The following is a 15146-nucleotide window of genomic DNA, read 5'->3' as shown; positions in this document are numbered from 1 at the left end:
TGATTGATTGCATTGTCTCGATTTGCCCATTAACGTTGTTTCGTCTTGTCTGACGCGCAGCGTCCAGGATTACAGTAGCTACCTGTCTGCAATCGAAAAATCACAGGCAGACTATTATATTTCTGGTATGGAAATTCGGCATGGTGAAAAATCTATCATCCGTATTAAACTGACTCGGGCAAAGGATCACTCGGTGTTATATCGAGAAGGTGTTCATTTCACGAGCGATCATCACATCAATTACCGGTTGCTATACAGGGCCATTCTTACGCTTTTGTCTGCGATTGATCCATCGATGGGAACGGATCCGGCAACGATCAATGTGCATCCTTTGAGCTCCAACGTGGCGCAGCATGATGCATTGCAATTCTCACTTTCAGCGCTTGAGAAATTTATGCCTCAAGCAGTGAAATTAAGACGACATGGCGAAACCAGTATCAGTGAATTATGCCGGATTGCCGGTTCTTACTATGCGGTAGCCAATCTGGGCTTGATGGATTATGAAAGCGTCCGGCATGAAATGATGATCATTGTCGGCAAGATATTAGTGAGTGAACCTAATAACGTCATTGCTCTTTCTTTACAAGGGCTACTACTTTGCGCTGAAAATAATAAGGAAGCAGCAAGTAAATTTCATTTGGCCATGTTATTAGCCCCCACGGTTGCAGAGGTTTATTATTACTATGCTTGCCATCTGGTGTGACAAGGTGATTTAGATAAAGCAATGCAGATGAATAATATGTGTATGGACCTCAATGATGCGTTCTATTCGCCTAAAATATTGCATGTTATCATCAATTATCTCCTTGGCGATATCTAGGAGGCCGTAAAGGTATGGAGAAGATACACTTAATACTGATTCTCCCGGGAATACGATCATGCGGGGATTACTGGCGTTACTCTATGCACGTCTCGGCGAATTATGTAAAGCTCGGGCTCTGGTAAAGGATATTGAAAAATATAAACTATCTTGTGAGTTTATCGGATATTGTTATAATGAGGTCGCAGGGGTTGTGCACCCAAGGGCAACAAAACATCCAGCATTGCTAGCTGAAAAAATGAGATTCTCCAGGGACCACGTGGGAAATTCCTTTTCCTTAGCATCCTGGATGATGTAAAACGTGTGCTGATAATGAATGATGAGTTTTGATTTTAGTATGTGAATTAAAACTAAATGCCATTAAAAAAAGCTGATGTCATCATTCGGTATTGTCCCCTTTTTTGTGGTTGCATTTATGGGGGAGGGAGAGCCCTTTTGAGAAGATCGGGATGTTGAGAGGGCATGACCTGAATTTGTTAATTTACTGCCGGGTTTTCTAGAAAAGGAATCTCATATTTCAACGCAAACTAAATGTGTATCACAATAAAATGATTAAGATGTACGATTTAATGCTATTTATGCTATACAGCAATGTAAAGTTATAAAAATATTGGTGGATATTATATGGATATACATTACATCTGCTCTGCATTTAAAACAGCCTACCAAATAGAAGATCTTGATTTTCTCGAGTTTGAAAGTAGTTTAGTGTTGTTTTCAAAAGAAAAAAGGATGATCTTCGAATTCCACTGCCAGCCGGATAAGGCTGATGTGAAAAAGTGCATAGATGCGTGGCTCTATCAGCGAGTTTTTGTGCAAAGGATGCAGAAAAATTCTGAGTATGGGCTGGAAGTAAAGGAAATAATTAGGAAAATGACACATTGATTTTTTTAAGTTTCTAGATCTAGAAGTGATTTTTTACTTAAAATTCATATTGTTATTTAAATTCTTGCGGTTTGTTAATGTGAACGTTGATTTTTCATAACGTTTCCTTATGTGTCAAAGCGTTTGTCTTAAGCTAATTGTCATATTTATCAATGTGATATGTTGTTTCTTATCAGTTTTGTTAGCTGCGGCGTGTTGCGTAAATGTAATCAAGAAACGCGGCTGGTTGACGATATTGCCTCTAGGCATCTATTCCTAGATCAAAGAGGCAAACCATGTTTAAAAACGTTAAAGTCATCACAGGGATTTGGATTGCCTTTGCTATCTTTATTTTATTGCAGGTAATCACCAGCATACTGTTTTACTCCTCAGTAAATAACGATAAGCAAAACTTTCAAAAATCTGAAATCTTGAGCTTTCAACAAGAACAGCTTACTAATAGTTTTCAATCTCTTGTAAAGACTCGCGTTGTCATCACTCGCGTGGCCATCCGTTTTTTGAAAAACCAGAAAGATGAGAAATCCATCGCGGCAATCAATGCTCTCCTGGCAACAGCCAGTACTACGCTTGATACGGCCGAAAAACAGTTTAATCGCTATCAGTCTTCCCCCCGGCTTGAAGGGCAGAGCGATGCCATTGCTAAAAAAGTGGAGAATAATTATCGCCAACTGCATGATATTTTTAAAATGTCTATCCAGTATCTACAACGCGGCGACTATGAGGCTTATGGCAATCTTGATGCCCAACTGGCGCAGGATAATTTAGAGCAGAGCTATAACGCCTGGAGGGAGCAGAATAATATTTTAGTCAGTGCCGGACAGCGTGAAAATATCTCCAGCTTTGTATCTATGCAATGGACGATTGGGAGCATTGCGCTTGCATTGATTTTGGTGGTTGTGAGCGCGTGGGGTGTTCTCCAGCGTATTCTTTTCCAGCCGTTAAGCCGCGTTATCCATCATATTCGTGCGATATCTGGAGGCGATCTTACGCAGGACATAGAGGCAGAAAGTAAAAATGAAATTGGTCAGCTCGCTTCACGTTTAAAAGAGATGCAAAGTTCATTAATTACAACGGTTAGCGACGTTCGCACCAGTTCTGACAGTATCTATACAGGAGCCAGCGAAATTTCAGTGGGCAGTAATTATCTGTCGTCAAGAACCGAGCAGCAAGCTTCCGCATTGGAGGAAACTGCTGCAAGCATGGAACAGTTGACGGCAACAGTAAAACAGAACACTGATAATGCGCGACAAGCTGCTGCTCTGGCAAAAAATGCATCAGAAACAGCACAGAAAGGTGGGCATGTTGTTAATACCGTTATTACCACTATGAGAGACATCTCGGATAGTTCTACGCAAATTGCACATATTACCAATGTGATCGATGGTATCGCGTTTCAAACCAATATTTTGGCACTGAATGCGGCGGTTGAGGCAGCGCGTGCCGGTGAGCAGGGGCGTGGTTTTGCCGTGGTGGCCGGAGAGGTGCGCAATTTAGCCCAAAGAAGTGCTCAAGCCGCAAAAGAGATTAAAAGCTTGATCGAAAATTCGGTTAGCCGTGTCAACACGGGCTCTGAGCAAGTCCAGGATGCGGGAGAAACCATGAAAGAAATCGTCACTGCGGTAACGCGAGTCACCGATATCATGGGCGAGATCGCTACTGCGTTAGATGAACAGAGCAGAGGCATTGAGCAGGTGAGCCAGGCCGTCGCGGAAATGGATGGTGTAACACAGCAGAATGCGGCATTGGTCTAGCAATCTGCGGCAGCGGCACTGGAGGATCAGGCTAACTATCTGCGTCATGCCGTTGCGACCTTTAAAATTACCGAGGCAACGCGTGCTCTGGGGGGATGCAATCCTCGAAAAGTGCGGTCTTGCCCGCCTCGTTACCGGCATCCGCTAAGGTGCTGGCCAAATCAGACAATGCTAATTGGGAAACGTTTTAAACGAGGTGAAGCGCAGACCTATTTCTCACTGTAGTAGCCAGTAACAGATGAGGGGGGATTATTCCCCCTTTTTCTCATTCATTTGACCTATTTGCAGCATTTCATCAGCCCACAGCGTGGCATCCAGTACGATGTGTATCATCTGTTGCTCGGTGATCTTCAGCTCTGTGATAAGTGTATTAACGTCTTGCCAATTCTGTTTTTCATATTCCGTTGCCAGCATGAGGTAACGTGCATAGGCGCCAGTGTTTTCAAGCAGAGCCTGTTTTACCTCATTAGGCAATGCTATTTCCGACAGCAAAAGTAGCATCGGGCAGTCAAGGATGGCTTCAAGCGGGGAGAACAGACCACATAAAAAAGCATTGATCGGGTCATCTTTCTTATTCTGATGCAGCGAAATAAGTTCACAGCACTTCGCTCTTAACAAACTCAACCGATACAATTCAAAGGATTTATCTTTATCACTTTGGCTGGTTATCGTCACCAGTGAGAGAAATCGGCGCAACTCTTTTTGTCCCAGCAGCATAGCAATGTAGCGAAAATTAGCCTGAAGTGGCATCAAGCTTAAGTTGCTGCGCAACCTGATATTATTGACATATCGCATTGCTTTGTAAGCGAGTGATACATCTTTACTGAGCAATTTTTCGATCTGATCGTAATTTAGCTCCTGTTTGTTTACCTCACTAAGTAGCTGCAATACATTGTAATTATTCACTGATAGTCGGCGCGACTGAATGATTTCTGGTTTGCTAAAAAAGTATCCCTGAAAGAGTGAAATACCTAATTGCTTTGCCTGAGAAAATTGTTCATGCGTCTCAACTTTTTCCGCAAGAAAGGTGATGTGCCGGTAGGGGAGTTTGTTGATGTAGGATGCAATATCAGCAAAGGATGACTGCATGAGATCGAATTTGAGCACATCAATGTAAGGTAGAAAACGATCCCATTCGGGAGCCATCAAAAAATCGTCCAGCGCGAGCTTAAAGCCTCTCTTTTTCAACCGTTTTACCGAGGCCAGCAAGGTGTCATTAGGCGGTGCATTTTCCAGAATTTCCAGTACGACCTTTTCTGGCGGTAGCGCCTCAACGAGACTATTGGTAAGCATCTGATGTGGAACGTTGATATAGCTGATGTGATCGTCAACAAGTCGACTTAGTGAATTCGTTAAAAACTGTTCCGTTATGATTTGTGCGGTGGCGTATTCTGGAGTGACATCAGGGAACGAATTGCGAATACCATCTCGGAAGAGCAGTTCATAAGCGACGGGCTGGAGGTTCTTATTTAAAATAGGCTGACGCGCAACAAATGAATACATAGTAACCCTCTAGATAAGCTTAGTGACTATTTTATTATTTTTCAATTGACTAATCTTCTTTCTAGACGTTTAACCTGATTCCTGTCTGGCAGTGCCCTACAATGGAAAATTTACATGTTACTCACCCTATATCGGCCAGAAACTGCTTTAATATTAGTCTTGTCAGGTAAGAATTACCGTAGTCTTACAAATATTTGACGTTTTTGAGGTGTAGAACGCACCGAGAATCGGCGTGTAGTGCGGAATGGATAGGCAGGGGAAAGGCTGGGGGGAAGGCGGCTGCCAGTGGCAAGACCATGATGGCGACGACAACCCCCTTGGAAAATATCAGGCAATCTTTCTACTTTGTAATGCTATACCAAGTGGCTGTGTCGTGACTGTTGGGTTTGCCTCGCCAGAGGGGCGTGACGTATTTACCTGGAATACGCTCATCAAGGAGACCAAGTGCTGTGCCTGATCGCGTAAACCGTCGGCCACGCTGCTTGATTCTTCCACCAGTACCGTATTTTGCTGGGTGACGAGATCCAGTTGGCTGACGGCATCATTGATTTGTCTGACGCCTTGCTCCTGTTCTTGTGTTGTCACGCCAATCTCATTCACGCTCACTGCGACTTGGCGCTATTGTTTTACCAGCTCGTCAATAGTGGCTCCGGCCCGACTGACCAATTGTGAACCGTTATTAACGCAGCCTACGCTATCTTGAATGAGCGTTTTAATTTCCTTTGCCGCAGATGCGGAACGTTGTGCCAGAGAACGAACTTCTCCAGCCACCACGGCAAAACCGCGCCCTTGTTCCCCAGCCCGTGCGGCTTCAACCGCGGCATTGAGCGCCAGTATATTGGTTTGAAAAGCAATACCATCAATAACGGCAATGATCTCGTTGATCTTGTTAGAGCTTTGGCTAATTTCACTCATAGTTTGTACGATATCGGCGATGGCTTCACCGCTTTTGGCCGCGATGCTGCTGGCCGTATCAGCTTGCTGCGTTGTGCTACGCACAGTGTCAGCATTTTGATGAATGGTTTGGCTGATTTGCTCAATCGATGCGGCGGTTTGTTGCAGACTGGCCGCTTGCTGTTCAGTGTGTTGACTCAAATTGGTACTGCTTGCTGCAATATCGTTAGCCCCCACGGAGATAGATTCACTACTCTCGCGTACCTCCAGCACGATGTTGCGTAAGTTATCGCGCATCTCTTGCATGGCGGATAGCAGGCTGGTTTGATGGCCAGCGGGAATCGTAATGTGAGTAGCCAGATTACCCTGCGCTATTTGTTGGACAACCTGCATGGCGTAAGCAGGTTCGCCGCCCAGTTGCCTTTTAATATGCCGTGTCGTCAACCCTGCGATGGTCAAGCCCAATAGCGCTGCTATGGCAGCCAACAACAACTGTATATTGCCAGACAGGCGTGCTCCCTGAGTTGATTCGGCAGCCGCCTGAGTGGTGTTGTCTTGTTGTTGTTGGATCATGGCTGAAATCTCTTGAAACAGGCTCATTTGTATCGGCTGTAACTTCTCTATCGCAAGAGATTGCGCATCCAACAGTTGGCCATTTTTTGCCAGATTCACGGTCTGCTGGGTCATGGTGATATAGTCAGCGTAGGTTTTGTTAAAATTATCGAGTGTTGCGAGCAAGTTCGGCAGCGAGATTTCTTCTTTTAAGCGTATCAGCAGAAGATTGTTACCTCCCAGCATTTGTTCGACTACCGCCTCACTTTCTGCCTGACTGTTAATATCATCCTGGAATGCCATGATTAATGCGGCTTTGGTGGCACTGTTTAAGTTATCCTTTAAATCCTGCACTGAGATAAGATTGGTTAAATGGTGTTTTTCATAATATTCAATGTGATCGCTTGTTTTACTCCACGCGATCCGTCCAAAGGCGGCAACCAGCAGGCCGATGACAATAATGGCAGAGAAGCCAGCGCCTAGCAGAACACCGAGAGAGATATTTTTCATTGACCGCATATATTCCTCATGATGCTTTTTGATAATTATCGTTTTATGGTGACGATTCGTGTGGTATTACCCCCCCATTTCACCTGTTGTTATCATACGCAACGCGCCAATGTTAGATAATACGAAATAGAAATGGCTCAGCGGGCGTCAAATAGCGTTCCCGTCATCGATGTTTATGTTACGTGTCTTTTTCTGCGATGAGGGTGATTTGTTTCTTTTGTGTAACCGGGGCGCGCCGCATTTCGATAGAAGCGCACTCAACAACCGTAATGTTATATGCGGTGTTGGAATAAATACCCGTGTTGTTAGTCCATAACGCTCATTAGTTATTGCTATTTATCGTACCTGTGCTGACCAAATTATGACAAAGTAGAATAATCACGCGTCGAGGTATAATGGCAAGTGTATACGCTGCACTGACCGTTGTCGGTTTCACCAATAATGGCATTCCCCGTATACCTGCTATGCCAGCGCGTCATAGCGTAATAAACCTAATGATGGATGAAAAATGAAAGTATTAACGTTTGGGGAAATGATGTTGCGGCTTAAGCCGCAGGGCAATAACCGTATTATGCAATCTGATGCATTTGAAGCAGCGTACGGTGGCGCAGAGGCGAACGTGGCGGTTTCTCTTGCTCTGTTAGGCAATGATTCTGCTTATCTTACCAAGCTGCCGTAAAATTTGTTGGGCGAAACGGCACTCTCGACGTTACGTAAATACGGTGTTGATACGCATAAAGTATTACGTGGTGGCCCTCGTCTTGGAATCTACTTTTTTGAAAAAGGGGCCAGCGTCCGTTCTGCCAATGTGGTTTACGATCGTGCAGGCAGCGCATTTGCTACGGCCAACCAAACGGAGTTTGATTGGGAAACACTGCTGCAAGATGTCGATTACTTCTATTTTTCGGGCATCACGCCGGCAATTTCTGCTGAATTAGACCAGGCCGTGACCACCGCTTGTGTTTACTGCCAACAGCATAATATTCCGGTGGTTTGCGATATGAATTATCGTGGCAAAATGTGGTCTCCGGAAAAAGCGCAGCGTGTTATGTCAAAGCTGATGAATTACGTGACGATTTGCATTGCCAACGATGAAGATTTTGAAGCAACGTTGGGTATAAAAGCCTTTGATGGCGATATGTCACGTGGCATTGAACAGATTGATGCGTTCAAAGAGGGTATGCTGGAGGTAACGCGCCGTTATCCGGAATGTAAAATGGTTGCCAGCGTACTGCGTAATATTCGCTCGGTCGAAGACAGCCAATGGATGGGGCTGCTGTTGAGCGATGGCGAGTTTCATGAAACAACGCGCTATAACCTGCATGTGATGGAAGGTGTTGCGGCGGGTGATTCCTTCGGTGCCGGGTTAATGCACGGTATCCTGCATCAGTTTGACGCTCAGGAGTCCATCGACTTTGCGATTGCGGCCAGCGTTCTGAAATTGACGATCAGCGGTGACTTGAACCTGGTGCAGGAATTGGATATCCGTGGCGTGATGAAAAAAGGTGGGGGCGCAAGCCTCAGTCGCTAACGGATTCGCAAGCCGCGTAACTTTCCGAGCATAAAGCGCATTGTGCATAAAGCTAATTGTGCACAAAGTCAAGGGCGTGTGGGAGCCACACAACCTTGGTTTTTTTACGTTGAGGTGATGATGAAAAATAACGTTTTGATCGTGGTTGATATGCAAGTCGGGGTGTTGGCGATACCACGTTACGATAGGGAGGGCAAGGCAGCATTGATCAATCAGCTGATTGATGCCGCCGACGTTGTTATTTTCATCCAGCATGCCGAAGGAGAAATGGGCGTTGGTGGTGATTTATGGCAGATCATCCCAGAATTACAGCAGCCAGCGCATGCACACTATGTCACTAAAACCGCTTGTGATGGGTTTTGGAACACGACGCTGGATGCGCTATTACAGCGTTTGGGCATCAATGCCTTCACCGTCTGTGGCTGTGCAACCGATTATTGTGTGGATACGACGATCAAAGTCGGTGCCAGCAAGGGCTACGCAATCACCGTGGCAGCAGATGCGCACACCACGGCGGATCGTACTTATGCCCGCGCCCAGCAGCTCATCGGTCAGCATAATGAGGTGTGGGCGGGGCTGAGCCTGCCGGGGAATCCCGTCACTGTTATCCCCGTCGCTACCATTCTGAGCGCATGGCGTTCGCCGCTTTGAACTAGCGCGCCTGGGCTGTCAGTAAATCAATTTGGTCTGCGGTGGCGACACGATGTAGGTATTCACTCACACGTGGCCCATAGTGAATACCTTTCACGATAGTCAGCGATCGTAGGATCGGGAACAGGATAAAGTCCGTGGTTGAGACCGTTTCATCCGCAGGGAGTGAGGTTTCTAATTCTGCCAATTTTTGCTCAACGTCGCGAATCAGCGCGGGTGTTTCTGCCAGAAGCGCAGATAAGTCGCCAAACGCTTTTTCTTCACGTTGCCGGAAAGCCTGACGAGCAGGTTTTGTTGCCAACTCGGCAAACTCACCTTCGGTGAAACGCGGAACCGCCAGTTTGAACACCACGCCAGAGGCTGACTTGCACCATGCTTCAATCGCACTGTCTACCGGCTGGTCTGCGATCTGCGGTGCTTTCAGGCTATCCACATAGTGAACGATATCCATGCTTTCAGGCATGAAGCTGCCATCCTCTTTTTGCAGAATAGGGACGACCTTGAGGCCAACCATCCGCGTCGGCGTTTCCACATCTCCCTCCATGATGATCGCCAGTTCAAACGGTGTTTTTTTCAGTCCAAAAATCATTCTGGCTCGCACACAGAACGGGCAATGCTCATAGGTAAATAATTTCATTAGTGGTTACTTGATGATGATAAAATCTGTCTGCCTGACGCCCTAGCGCGTTATAGGTCAGACTAATACCAGAAAGAGGAGCAGGTAAAGTCAGTGCGTGCGGATCGCCGGTGCTGTCGCTCGGAATGTAACTGTATGTGAAACATCAAGGAAAAGGATAACGACGGGGTTTCACTGCTGGCACAGGGAAGAACGGGCATATCGATAATTCCCTGATGATGCAAATCGTTATGTTTGAAAACCACGCTTTACATCCCTCGGGCTAACCTTACCTCGCAAGACACTTCTATACATTTCATCTGCTATTGTCTCTACATCCCTTGTCAATGTTGTGATTTCCATCCCTGTCAAGAGAGTCACTTTTCCCGCCCTCGAGGCGGGTTTTTTTATCTGTTATTTGGCTGGCAGGGTTGTCACGATCTCCAGCATGCCATTGATGACAAATTGAACCCCCATACACACCAGCAAAAATCCCATCAAACGCGCGATGGCCTCAATACCGCTTTTACCCAACAGGCGCACAATGTAGCCAGAACTGCGTAAGCACACCCATAGGATCACGCTGGTCATCAGGAAGGAGAATACGGGCGCAACCGCTACCACCCAGGGAGTGATCGCAATTCCGCTTTTAATTTGCGACGCGGTACTGATAATGAGCGCGATCGTGCCGGGTCCCGCGGTACTGGGCATGGCCAGTGGAACAAAGGCAATATTCACCCGGTTTGCTGAAGGGCTTCGGTTGATTTCATCCGCCTTGCTGGCAGCCTCAGGTCCGTGCTCTCGCTGGTGTGGGGGGAAGAGCATACGAAAACCGATGAAAGCCACGATCAGTCCACCAGCAATGCGCAAGCCGGGAATAGAAATGCCCAGCGTATTCATGATCAGTTGCCCACCATAAAAGGCCACCATCATGATGATAAACACGTACAGTGAGGTTTGAAATATCTGCCGGTTGCGCTCCCCCCTCACTCATGTCACTCTACAACGCAAGAAATACCACAATGGTGGTCAACGGGTTGGCCAGGGGCAAAATTAACACCAGGCCCAGACCAACGGTCTTAATAAGTTCCAGCATATGGCCTCCAATGCTTATTGGGCACTGCTCTTCTGGCTATAGAGCTAACAGTGGCAGCGTATTCAGGCGAGTTACGCTGACGGCAATTGTTGCTCATCGGCCATTTTTTTAAAGCGCTCCAGCGTTTGTTTCAGCATATCTTGTGAAAACAATGTGAAGAGCTGGCCTACTTTTTTTCCGACCAGCCCACCCGGTGGTGTAAATCGAATCCACAAGGTGACGTTAACCTCGCCATTGGGGGCGGGTGACAATGTCAGCCTCCCTTCGTTCGGAACCAGTGCGCCAGGGAGGGAACTCCAATGTATGGCTTCTCCCGGTTTCTCTTCCACAATGCGTGCTCGCCACTCTAACAGCGAGCCGAGCGGCGTATTGGCGCGCCACAGGGAATCCGTCTGGTTAAGGATAGTGATCGTCGCAAAATGGCTCATCAGCACTGGCAGTGTTTCCGGCTTGCGCCACAAGGCATACAGTGCATCGGCAGAATGCGCGATAGTGATGCTCCCGCTTAAAGCATCAGGAGCGCGCTTGCTGGCAAAAACCAATGATTTAAAAAAAGAATATGACACGCAGGATCCTCAGTGATGTGGACTTACAGCTTACAACATTGCTTGTTATTTTTGCCGCTTCTTTCCACTTAGGCAAGATTTGCCCTGTCTCTGGAAGATGCGGAGCTAACGTAAAGGGAAGAACATCACACGTTCACTGTAATAGATGTCGCCCAGTTTCATTGCATCCGGCTCCTGCCCATATTGGCAAAAACAGGCCTTTTGATACAAGCGATACGCTGCCAAATTGGAGGACGTTACGCTCAGTAGTAATATGTGAGCCCGTTAGCGATCGTGCGAGATGGTGTGATTGAGCAATTGCAGGGAAACGCCCTTGCCCCGGCAGTCTGGTGCCACATACATGCCCCACACAATACCTTTGTGGGCGGATTTCAGCCTCTGGGGGCGTGTATAGCAGCACAGGCCAATCAGGCGCGCTTCGGGAGTAAAAGCGCCGAAAATGACATTCTGCCTGATGCGCGCATCGAACCACGCGTCACTTTTCTGACTTTCTTCTTCCCAGGACGCCTCATAAGTATCAGGGTGATTCAGCAGGCTTTCGAGTCGTAGCTGTTTGAAGGCAGGGCAATCTGCCGTTCGTAGGCGTCGGATGGAGGGAAACGTCATGAACATTCTCCGCATCAGGGGAAAAAAGCCCCGAGGCGGGGCAGCATGTCGTTTACAAGCTATCATCTGTTATTATTATCCGCACAAGATAATCGCTCGGTGTGACATTTTTATGACGGACAAGTGGGGCAGATATAACGCATCTTGAATAAATACCGTATTTCTTTTGTTATTATTGTCTGTTTTATTGCGATATATCAATGCTGTTATTTTGGCTTGCTTTAATAGGTGATAATATGTACCAATATTTCGCTGAGATAATTAACACTTAACCTTACTCTTTACGGATTATTTACTTTCCTTCCATCTCGTGTTAATTTTCCCTCCGCTTTTTTGCGATAGGGTATTAATAACATGAATAATCCATTCACAGCTGCATGGAGTCGCAACAGTAACCTCCTGTGCCATGGGCACTGGATTATTACGTTTCAGTCTATGGCCTTTAACCTGCCAACGTTCTTTCATGAAAAACATCTGGGAACGCTGGGAATATATTCGATCATCGATCCTGAGGATGAATTATATCGTGAAGGATTGGATGAAGATGATTGGATTGTAGAGAATGTAGACTGGTTAGCCGACTGTTTCGAAAATAACCAGGTTCCTATTGAAGAGTGCTATTTTCGATTTTTTTATCAGGCGATCAATCCGCAGGATTGGCGTTGTACCAGCTGCGCGGGTTGCATGTAATCCCGCCAAACCCGTTGAGCCATTTTACTCTCCTTCGCGTTTTAACCTCCAGAGTTATATCTGTCCTGCCGCTCCCTTTACTTTCGCGCCGAATTCTAGAATAAGGCACGCAACAGCGTGGCAGGGGAAGGCGAACCCGTGTGAAAATGATACGCTGTGATGCTATACCCTCAATCAACGTGGAGTGAACATGGAAACCGAGATTTTGCAGTTAAGCGCCCAGATTGGAGCACGCCTGACTGCGTTGGGTGCAAAGGTGACCTGTGCAGAATCCTGTACGGGAGGCTGGATTGCAAAATCGATTACTGATGTGGCGGGGAGTTCCGGCTGGTTTGACTATGGATTTGTCACTTACAGCAACCAGGCAAAACAGCGCCTCATCGGTGTCAGTGAGGGAACGCTTGCCCAATACGGCGCAGTGAGTGAGCAAACCGTACGGGAAATGGCGCAGGGTGCCTTGCGTGCAGCGGGGGCTGATTATTCACTTTCTGTGAGCGGCATTGCTGGCCCCGATGGCGGTTCTGACGAAAAACCCGGTGGTACCGTCTGGTTTGTCTGGTGTGACAAGCGTGGCAACCTACTGGCGCGTGAAATGCTGTTTCTTGGCGACAGGCATGCTGTGCGGCTTCAGGCCGTGCGTTTCGCACTTCAGATGCTTTTGGATGGATTTCTGCAAAAATAATCTTGATGCTGTATGCGTACACAGTATAATGCTGTTAATGATTCGGTGACACGCCTGTTTGATTACATACCAGTGTCAGTAACATAAAGCGCGCGGCCGTGTAGCGAGAGCGTTACGCCGCATGACAGGAGTAGAATGGCTATTGACGAGAACAAACAAAAGGCATTGGCGGCTGCGCTGGGCCAGATCGAAAAGCAATTTGGTAAAAGTTCTATCATGCGTTTGGGCGAAGACCGCTCAATGGATGTTGAAACGATCTCTACCGGCTCTTTGTCACTCGATATTGCCTTGGGGGCCGGTGGGCTGCCAATGGGGCGTATCGTTGAAATCTACGGATCAGAATCGTCAGGTAAAACCACACTAACGCTGCAAGTTATCGCTGCTGCACAGCGTGAAGGTAAAACCTGCGCATTTATCGATGCTGAACATGCACTCGATCCGATTTATGCCAAAAAGCTGGGTGTCGACATCGATAACCTGCTGTGTTCTCAGCCCGATACCGGCGAGCAGGCGTTAGAGATTTGCGATGCGTTGACGCGTTCAGGCGCGGTTGACGTGATCATCGTTGACTCCGTGGCGGCACTGACGCCGAAAGCGGAAATCGAAGGTGAAATCGGTGATTCCCACATGGGCCTGGCGGCTCGCATGATGAGTCAGGCGATGCGTAAGCTGGCCGGTAACTTGAAGCAGGCGAATACGCTGCTGATTTTTATCAACCAGATCCGTATGAAAATTGGCGTTATGTTTGGTAACCCAGAAACCACCACCGGGGGTAACGCACTGAAGTTTTATGCTTCTGTACGTCTCGATATCCGCCGCATTGGCTCCATTAAAGATGGAGAAGAAGTGGTGGGCAGCGAAACCCGCGTTAAAGTGGTGAAAAACAAAGTGGCTGCGCCCTTTAAACAGGCTGAATTCCAGATCATGTACGGCGAAGGGATCAACATCCACGGTGAGTTGGTCGATCTTGGCGTGAAACATAAGCTGATTGAGAAAGCGGGTGCCTGGTATAGCTACAACGGCGACAAGATTGGGCAAGGCAAAGCGAATGCATGCAACTACCTGAAAGAAAACCCGGCAGTCGCGGCCGAATTGGATAAAAAGCTGCGTGAAATGCTGCTGCACAACAAAGATCATGTGTCTGCACCAGCAAGCGAAGCGGGTTTCTACGATGATGCAGAAACCGCGGGTAGTGAAAATAACGGTGAATTTTAAACCGCGTTAAGTGACTTGAATGGAGCACGATAAACGTTATTCGTAGTTTGTCGTGCTCTCTCACCAACATGTATCTTCAATGACACCATCAACTCCTTCTGTCAACGCACTCACTATTGCAATGCGCCTGTTAGCGGTACGCGATCACAGCGAAGGGGAGCTACGCCGCAAGTTGATGTCTCGCGTTGAGCCGGCATTTGACGCTGCGGATATTGACGCCGCTTTGGCATATTGCCATGAACACGGCTGGTTGGATGATGCGCGATTTGCTCAGCGTTACATTCATGGAAGAAGCCGAAAAGGCTATGGCTCTCAGCGCATTGTGGCGGAATTGCGTCAGAAAGGCCTTTCGCGTTCTGTCATTTCATCCGCATTGTTGGAATGTGAAATTGACTGGTTCGCCCTCGCGCAGCAGGTAGCAACGCGTAAATTTGGTGATGTGCCGCCAATTGACTGGAAAGAAAAAGCAAAACAGCAGCGATACTTGTTAACTCGCGGCTTTTCTCATGATGAAATTCAGGACATTTATACGAATTTTTCGCATTGAATGCATCCGGTGTTTTACTTCCCCCCGAAGA

At 47.1% G+C, this 15146-nt stretch carries 13 protein-coding genes and 2 pseudogenes; 8 read left to right on the top strand and 7 right to left on the bottom strand.

Features of this window, described 5'->3' with window-relative positions:
• Nucleotides 1-7 precede the first annotated feature (7 nt).
• Nucleotides 8-703, top strand: a complete 696-nt coding sequence (locus CS369_RS14340; RefSeq protein ID WP_196907645.1) for a hypothetical protein — start codon at nucleotides 8-10, stop codon at nucleotides 701-703.
• Between the two features lie 1277 nt (nucleotides 704-1980).
• The gene (locus tag CS369_RS14330; RefSeq protein ID WP_374191067.1) at nucleotides 1981-3456 is read left to right on the top strand and encodes a methyl-accepting chemotaxis protein; all 1476 of its coding nucleotides are present in this window, start codon (nucleotides 1981-1983) and stop codon (nucleotides 3454-3456) included.
• Nucleotides 3457-3705: 249 nt separating this feature from the next.
• Here the strand turns inward: CS369_RS14330 and CS369_RS14325 are convergent, their stop codons facing one another.
• The 3 genes from CS369_RS14325 to CS369_RS14315 form a co-directional block, all read right to left on the bottom strand.
• Entirely contained in the window at nucleotides 3706-4959 is a 1254-nt protein-coding gene (locus CS369_RS14325; RefSeq protein ID WP_196907643.1) for an EAL and HDOD domain-containing protein, read from the bottom strand.
• A 327-nt stretch (nucleotides 4960-5286) separates the two neighbouring features.
• A complete protein-coding gene (locus CS369_RS14320; RefSeq protein WP_196907642.1) occupies nucleotides 5287-5544 on the bottom strand; it encodes a hypothetical protein in 258 nt (85 codons plus the stop codon).
• Between the two features lie 33 nt (nucleotides 5545-5577).
• Entirely contained in the window at nucleotides 5578-6915 is a 1338-nt protein-coding gene (locus CS369_RS14315; RefSeq protein WP_280514796.1) for a methyl-accepting chemotaxis protein, read from the bottom strand.
• Nucleotides 6916-7423: 508 nt separating this feature from the next.
• On the opposite strand from CS369_RS14315, the pseudogene CS369_RS14305 reads away from it, so the two are divergent.
• Together CS369_RS14305 and CS369_RS14300 are read left to right on the top strand one after the other, a co-directional pair.
• Nucleotides 7424-8446: pseudogene (locus CS369_RS14305) on the top strand (PfkB family carbohydrate kinase).
• Between the two features lie 117 nt (nucleotides 8447-8563).
• Nucleotides 8564-9097, top strand: coding sequence for an isochorismatase family protein (locus CS369_RS14300; protein ID WP_196907638.1), 534 nt, complete (start codon nucleotides 8564-8566; stop codon nucleotides 9095-9097).
• Between the two features lies 1 nt (nucleotide 9098).
• On the opposite strand, the gene grxB is transcribed toward CS369_RS14300, so the two are convergent.
• From grxB to CS369_RS14280, 4 genes and pseudogenes are all read right to left on the bottom strand, one after another.
• Complete coding sequence (gene grxB / locus CS369_RS14295) at nucleotides 9099-9734, bottom strand: glutaredoxin 2 (RefSeq protein WP_196907637.1); 636 nt, start codon at nucleotides 9732-9734, stop codon at nucleotides 9099-9101.
• A 393-nt stretch (nucleotides 9735-10127) separates the two neighbouring features.
• A pseudogene (locus tag CS369_RS14290) lies at nucleotides 10128-10809 on the bottom strand (MarC family NAAT transporter).
• A gap of 71 nt (nucleotides 10810-10880) precedes the next feature.
• Nucleotides 10881-11375, bottom strand: coding sequence for an SRPBCC family protein (locus tag CS369_RS14285; RefSeq protein WP_196907636.1), 495 nt, complete (start codon nucleotides 11373-11375; stop codon nucleotides 10881-10883).
• Between the two features lie 264 nt (nucleotides 11376-11639).
• Nucleotides 11640-11981, bottom strand: coding sequence for a GNAT family N-acetyltransferase (locus tag CS369_RS14280; RefSeq protein ID WP_196907635.1), 342 nt, complete (start codon nucleotides 11979-11981; stop codon nucleotides 11640-11642).
• Nucleotides 11982-12335: 354 nt separating this feature from the next.
• Here CS369_RS14280 and CS369_RS14275 point away from each other — a divergent pair, with 354 nt between their 5' ends.
• The 4 genes from CS369_RS14275 to recX all read left to right on the top strand — a co-directional run bounded on the left by CS369_RS14275 (nucleotide 12336) and on the right by recX (nucleotide 15115).
• Nucleotides 12336-12671 (top strand): hypothetical protein, encoded by a 336-nt coding sequence (locus tag CS369_RS14275; RefSeq protein ID WP_196907634.1) that lies wholly within the window; start codon nucleotides 12336-12338, stop codon nucleotides 12669-12671.
• A 190-nt stretch (nucleotides 12672-12861) separates the two neighbouring features.
• A complete protein-coding gene (pncC, locus tag CS369_RS14270) occupies nucleotides 12862-13353 on the top strand; it encodes a nicotinamide-nucleotide amidase (RefSeq protein ID WP_196907633.1) in 492 nt (163 codons plus the stop codon).
• A gap of 135 nt (nucleotides 13354-13488) precedes the next feature.
• Nucleotides 13489-14568, top strand: coding sequence for a recombinase RecA (recA, locus tag CS369_RS14265; protein ID WP_196907632.1), 1080 nt, complete (start codon nucleotides 13489-13491; stop codon nucleotides 14566-14568).
• A 79-nt stretch (nucleotides 14569-14647) separates the two neighbouring features.
• The gene (gene recX / locus CS369_RS14260; protein ID WP_196907631.1) at nucleotides 14648-15115 is read left to right on the top strand and encodes a recombination regulator RecX; all 468 of its coding nucleotides are present in this window, start codon (nucleotides 14648-14650) and stop codon (nucleotides 15113-15115) included.
• The last annotated feature ends 31 nt before the right edge of the window (nucleotides 15116-15146 follow it).

Origin of the sequence: Candidatus Symbiopectobacterium sp. 'North America' (assembly GCF_015762685.1) — a bacterium.
In the GTDB taxonomy this organism is placed as follows: Bacteria; Pseudomonadota; Gammaproteobacteria; order Enterobacterales; family Enterobacteriaceae; genus Symbiopectobacterium.
The sequence above is the reverse complement of the archived record's forward strand: the minus strand, read 5'-3'. Positions and strand labels throughout refer to the sequence as shown.

Excerpts from the sequence above, each read along its gene's own strand:
- CS369_RS14315 (WP_280514796.1), bottom strand. The coding sequence starts at position 6,915 with ATGAAAAATATCTCTCTCGGTGTTCTGCTAGGCGCTGGCTTCTCTGCC.
- grxB (WP_196907637.1), bottom strand. The coding sequence starts at position 9,734 with ATGAAATTATTTACCTATGAGCATTGCCCGTTCTGTGTGCGAGCCAGA.
- pncC (WP_196907633.1), top strand. The coding sequence starts at position 12,862 with ATGGAAACCGAGATTTTGCAGTTAAGCGCCCAGATTGGAGCACGCCTG.
- recA (WP_196907632.1), top strand. The coding sequence starts at position 13,489 with ATGGCTATTGACGAGAACAAACAAAAGGCATTGGCGGCTGCGCTGGGC.
- CS369_RS14330 (WP_374191067.1), top strand. The coding sequence starts at position 1,981 with ATGTTTAAAAACGTTAAAGTCATCACAGGGATTTGGATTGCCTTTGCT.
- CS369_RS14275 (WP_196907634.1), top strand. The coding sequence starts at position 12,336 with ATGAATAATCCATTCACAGCTGCATGGAGTCGCAACAGTAACCTCCTG.
- CS369_RS14300 (WP_196907638.1), top strand. The coding sequence starts at position 8,564 with ATGATGAAAAATAACGTTTTGATCGTGGTTGATATGCAAGTCGGGGTG.
- recX (WP_196907631.1), top strand. The coding sequence starts at position 14,648 with ATGACACCATCAACTCCTTCTGTCAACGCACTCACTATTGCAATGCGC.
- CS369_RS14325 (WP_196907643.1), bottom strand. The coding sequence starts at position 4,959 with ATGTATTCATTTGTTGCGCGTCAGCCTATTTTAAATAAGAACCTCCAG.
- CS369_RS14280 (WP_196907635.1), bottom strand. The coding sequence starts at position 11,981 with ATGACGTTTCCCTCCATCCGACGCCTACGAACGGCAGATTGCCCTGCC.